Annotated in this window: 3 protein-coding genes; all 3 read right to left on the reverse strand. The window is 63.3% G+C overall.

Annotated features, from left to right (window positions below; genetic code table 11):
• Window positions 1-21: 21 nt before the first annotated feature.
• The gene (locus K9857_RS29375) at window positions 22-2,658 is read right to left on the reverse strand and encodes an excinuclease ABC subunit UvrA (RefSeq protein WP_224541930.1); all 2,637 of its coding nucleotides are present in this window, start codon (window positions 2,656-2,658) and stop codon (window positions 22-24) included.
• Between the two features lie 149 nt (window positions 2,659-2,807).
• Window positions 2,808-4,919, reverse strand: a complete 2,112-nt coding sequence (locus K9857_RS29380) for a PAS domain-containing sensor histidine kinase (protein ID WP_224541932.1) — start codon at window positions 4,917-4,919, stop codon at window positions 2,808-2,810.
• 653 nt (window positions 4,920-5,572) lie between these two features.
• A partial coding sequence (locus K9857_RS29385) for a hypothetical protein (RefSeq protein ID WP_224541934.1) occupies window positions 5,573-5,787 on the reverse strand: 215 nt, incomplete at its 5' end.

A 5,787-nucleotide genomic window follows, 5' to 3' on the forward strand; every position in this document is an offset into this window, starting at 1 on the left:
GCCAGTCAATTCACTACTCATTCAAGCTTTGTCCAACACCCTGGCCAAAAACGGCCCAGTCCTGCTCTTCTTGCTTTTGGCAACCTTCTGCGGCACCCCCGCCACCACAATCTTCCCACCCTGATCCCCCGCCCCAGGACCGATATCGATCACCCAGTCACTCTGCGCCACCACCCGCATCTCATGTTCCACCACAATCACCGTGTGCCCCGCCGTCACCAGATTGTTCAATTGCTCCAGCAGCCGATCGACATCCCGCGGATGCAGGCCGGTGGTTGGCTCATCCAGCACATACAAGGTCGCCCCGCGCTGATTGCGCTGCAGTTCCGTGGCCAGTTTGATGCGCTGGGCCTCGCCGCCGGACAGCTCGGTCGCCGGCTGACCGAGGCGCAGATAGCCAAGGCCGATATCGCGCAGCACTTCCAGCGAGCGACGCACGCTGGCTTGTTCGGCGAACACCTCTACGGCCTCATCGACGGTCAATTGCAGCACCTGGGCGATGTTGCGCCCCTGCCAGGTGATCGCCAGCGTGTCCGGGTTGTAGCGTGCGCCGTGGCAGGTCGGGCATGGCGCATAGACGCTGGGCATGAACAGCAATTCGACGCTGACAAAGCCTTCGCCCTCGCAGGTGGCGCAGCGGCCCTTGGCGACGTTGAAGGAGAATTGCCCTGCGTCGTAACCGGCAGCCTGGGCTTCGGGCGTGGCGGCATAGAGCTTGCGCACGTTGTCGAACAGCCCGGTGTAGGTCGCAAGGTTGGAGCGCGGGGTGCGGCCGATGGGTTTCTGGTCGACCTGCACCAGACGCTTGATCGACTCCAGCCCCGCCGTGACCTGACCGCCGCTGGTTTGCGGCGCATCGTCTTCCAGGCTCGGTTCTTCGGATTCGTTGTCGGCGACCGGACGCCCCAGGTGCGCGCCGACCAACTCCAGCAAGGCCTGGCTGACCAGACTCGACTTGCCGGAGCCGGAGACGCCGGTCACTGCGGTAAAGCAGCCCAGCGGAAACTCGACATCGAGTTTGTTGAGGTTATTGCGGGTGATGCCTTCCAGGCGCAGCCAGTCCTTGGGCTGACGCGGTGCGCGAATTGACCGGTCGTGTTCGGCGAATAGATAAGCGCGGGTCTGTGATTCGGCGATGTCCGCCAACCCGGCCGGCGCGCCGCTGTACAACACCTGGCCACCGTGTTCACCCGCTGCCGGGCCGACGTCGATCAGCCAGTCGGCACGGCGCATGGTTTCCAGGTCGTGCTCGACCACAAACAGGGTGTTGCCGGCGGACTTCAGACGCTGCAAGGCTTCGAACAACGCCTCGCCATCCGCCGGATGCAGACCCGCCGAAGGTTCATCCAGCACGTAGATCACCCCGAACAGTTGCGAGCCCAATTGCGTGGCCAGGCGCAGGCGCTGCAACTCGCCGGAGGACAGCGTCGGCGTACTGCGCTCCAGCGCCAGATAACCGAGACCCAGATCGGTCAGAGTGCTGACCCGCTCCAGCAGATCCTGGGCGATGCGTTGCGCGGCGAGGCGCTTTTCCACCGACAGGTTCGGCGTATGACGCACGTCAGGGGCATTGGCGTGTCCGCTGGCGCCGTGGGCGACGCGCTCTTTGCGGGCCTCGCGGGTCTGGGTGTGGCTCAGCACTTCACCCGCCTCTTCGCCCTCATGCAGATACTGTTCGGCCGCCACCGGTCTCAGCACTTCGGCCAGTTGCAGCAACGGCATCTGCGCCAGCTCGCCGATGTCGTAACCGGCGAAGGTCACCGACAGCGCTTCACGCTTGAGGCGCTTGCCATCGCAAAGCGGGCACGGGCTGCCGAGCATGAATTGCGAGACGCGCTTCTTCATCAGCGCGCTTTGCGAATGGGTGAAGGTGTGCAGGATGTAGCGACGGGCGCCGGTGAAAGTCCCCTGGTAGCTGGGCTCCATCTTGCGCTTGAGGGCGACGCGGGTTTCTTCCGGGGTGAGCCCGGCGTACACCGGCACCGTCGGGGTTTCTTCGGTGAAGAGAATCCAGTCACGCTGTTTTTTCGGCAGGTCGCGCCAGGGGATGTCGACGTCATAGCCCATGGTCACCAGGATGTCCCGCAGGTTCTGGCCCTGCCAGGCCAGGGGCCAGGACGCGACGGCGCGCTGGCGGATGGTCAGGCTCGGGTCCGGCACCATCAACGCTTCGGTGACTTCATAGACCCGGCCCAGGCCATGACATTCAGGGCACGCGCCCTGGGGCGTATTGGGGGAAAAGTCTTCGGCGTAGAGCATCGGCTGCCCCGCCGGGTAACTGCCGGCGCGGGAATAGAGCATGCGGATCAGGCTCGACAGGGTGGTGACGCTACCCACGGACGAGCGCGTACTCGGCGTGCCCCGTTGCTGCTGCAAGGCCACCGCCGGGGGCAGGCCCTCGATGGAGTCCACATCCGGCACCCCGACCTGATCGATCAGCCGCCGCGCATAGGGCGCCACCGACTCGAAATAGCGACGCTGGGCCTCGGCATAGAGCGTGGAAAACGCCAGGGACGACTTGCCCGACCCGGACACCCCGGTAAACACCACCAGCGCATCGCGGGGAATGTCGACGTCGATGTTCTTGAGATTGTGCTCCCGGGCGCCCCGCACCCTGACCATGCCTGAAGGAGGGTTCGCGCTGCGGTTCGAGGTCATCGGGTGGCCTTGTTCAAAGTGGGTCGGATGCAATTGCCCCCTGTAGGAGCGAGCATGCTCGCGATGGTCGTCAACGATAACGCTGACAGCCTGATACCCCGCGGTGCTCTGGCGTTCATCGCGAGCGTGCTCGCTCCTACAGAAAGCATTTAGCCGTTGAGCACCGCGCGAATCATCTGCATCAGCGCCTGCGGGCTATAGGGTTTGCTCAGCAAATGCGTGTCGGGGCTGAGCTGGTGGTTGCGCGAGATAATGTCACGGGTGTGGCCCGAGGTGAACAGCACCGCCACCGACGGATTCTGGACCTTGGCCCAGGCGCCGAGGTCCGAGCTCTTGATCAGGCCGGGCATGACCACATCGGTAAAGATAAGGTCCACCTCCGCACCATCGAGCAACATCTGCATGGCAATGTCGGCGTTGGCGGCTGTCAGCACCTGATAACCCTCTTCCTGCAACATCTCCACGGTGGACACCCGCACCGCATCGTTGTCCTCCACCACCAGAATGCGTTCACGCCCGCCTCGCGGCGGTACATCAGTGACCGAAGTTTCCCGGGGCACCGAGCGCAGGCTGCGGGGGAAATACAGCTGCACCCGCGTGCCCTCTCCGACCACACTGGACATCTCCACGTGCCCACCGCTCTGTTTGACGAAACCGAACACCATGCTCAGGCCCAACCCCGTGCCCTGACCGTCGGGCTTGGTGGTGAAAAAAGGCTCGAACGCGTGGGCCAGAACCTGCGGCGACATGCCCGAGCCCGAGTCGGCCACCGTCACGCGCACGTAGTCGCCGGTGGTAATGTCCTTGCCCGCGCAGAACGACTCGTCGAGGTGGATGTTGTCAGCGCAAAGTTCAATGATCCCCTCGCCCAACATCGCATCACGGGCGTTGATCGCCAGGTTGAGGATGGTGTTTTCCAGTTGGTTGCGATCGACGAACACCGGCCAGGGATCGTCGGCAGCGGTCATCCGGATCTCAACGGTTTCCCCGAGCGCTCGCTGCAGCAACTCTCCCAAGCCGTCGAAAATCTGCTGCGGTGTACAAATCGCCGGAGACAGCGGTTGGCGACGGGCGAAGGCGAGCAATTGCGACGACAGCTTGGCCCCACGCTCGACGGCTGCAATCGATGCGCTCACCCGACGTTGCACATTGGCATTGCCCGCCTCGTGGCGTGCCAGCAGGTGCAGGTTGCCAGAGATCACCTGCAGCAGGTTGTTGAAGTCGTGGGCCACGCCGCCGGTAAGTCCGCCGATGGCTTCGAGTTTCTGCGACTGGCGCAACTGCTCCTCCGCCAACAGCCGCCCTTCCACTTCATCGGCCACCCGCTGCTCGAGATTGCGGGTGAACTTGAGCAACGACTCTTCGGCAATCTTGCGTTCATGGATGTCGATCAGCACCCCGGGGAAGCGTAAAGGCTGGCCCTGCTCATCGAACTCGCAGCAACCGCTGGCCTGTACCCACAGGTAACTGCCGTCGGGGCGCAGGACGCGGTATTCGGTGTTGAAGGGGGCGCCGGTCTGCACTGAGCGCTGGACCTGCTCCTGCACCCAGCTGCGGTCGTCGGGGTGGATCTGCGCTTCGGCGAGGTCCTGGGGCAGGTTGTCCAGCGGCTGGCCGGGAGGAAAGGAAAAGGTCCGGGCAAAGCGTTCATCGCCGCTGAGTACATTGGCCTTGATGTCCCAGACGAACGAACCGAGCAACGCACCGGCATTCAGGGCCAGGCGGACACGCTCATTGTCGGCGCGATAGGCATTTTCAGCGGCCTGGCGCAGGCGCTCGGAAATCACCAGTTCGGTGGTTTCGACCACCATGGCCATGACCCCGGCGGGCATTCCTTCGTCGTTGGCCACCGGGCTGTAATAGAGGTCCATCCAGACGTCTTCGGGCACACCGGCGCGCAGCAGCACCAGCTCTTTATTGCGATAGGACAAGGTGCCGCCGGCCAGGCAGGTATCGACCACATTGCGATTGAAGTCGGCCACTTCCGGCCAGCCCAGCTCCACCGGGGAGCCCAGCAGGTAAGGATGGCGGCCGCCAGCGAAGATCGAATAGGCATCGTTGTAGATCATGTAGCCGGGCCGGGCCCAGAGCATCACCATCGGCAGCGGTGAGGCGAGCATCAACTGCACCGTGCTGATCAGGCTCCTGGGCCAGGTATCGATGCTTCCAAGCTCGGTGCGGCTCCAGTCGAACGCACGAATGCGCCCGGCCATTTCACCGCTCCAACCTGCACACCCGTGGCTATCGTCTAGAAACTGCATTGGCTGGCTCTGAGTTCCGGTGATTGCACCCGTTTGTTTCGAGCGTTGTGGATGCCAATCGTTCCTGGAGGTATAGCTGAATGTCCAGTCTTGCATTTTTGCCCTGCTGGCACGGGACTTTGTGGGAGCGGGCTTGCTCGCGAAAGCGGCCTGGACGACAACCTGATTCTTCCTGATGTACACCGGACCATTGTGGGAGCGAGCATGCTCGCGAGCTTTTTGATGGTGTACATATCCGTTGCTGCGGTAACGGCTACTTATGGTTCCGCTCTTACAGCGGGTTACTTTGAAGAGCGCAAAGTAACCAAACGCTCGTGCCCCTGACGTTCGGTGCCTCGCCTAGGCTCGGCATGCCCTCCTTCCGGTCCTGCTCCGTGGGCCCGCCGCCATCGGCCATCCATGGCCGGCGGCGGCTAACCCGGCATCCCTGCCGGGTTGCCCACTACGCAGAACCTCCACTCGGCCTCTCGAGGCGGCCGACACCGCAAAGCCGAGGCGGCCTGAAAGCCGACCTGGCCCTTGAAGCGCCCGCGTCCCCCTGTGGGAGCGGGCTTGCCCGCGATGGTGTTCAACGATGACGCGTGCTGCCTGATGCCCCGTGGTGCCCTGTCGTGCATCGCGAGCAAGCTCGGCTCCTACAGTGATCGCGTCGTTCACCATTTTTTGCAGTCGACATACAACCTGTGGGAGCGGGCTTGCCCGCGATGGTCGTTAACGATAACGCTGGCTGCCTGATGCCCCGTGGTGGTCTCTCGTTCATCGCGAGCAAACTCGGCTCCTACAGTGGTCGGGTCGTTCACCATTTTTGTGATCGACACATCACACTTGTGGGAGCGGGCTTGCTCGCGAAGAGGCAGTGTCAGGCGAC

Source organism: Pseudomonas sp. REP124 (assembly GCF_020164475.1).
GTDB lineage: Bacteria > Pseudomonadota > Gammaproteobacteria > Pseudomonadales > Pseudomonadaceae > Aquipseudomonas.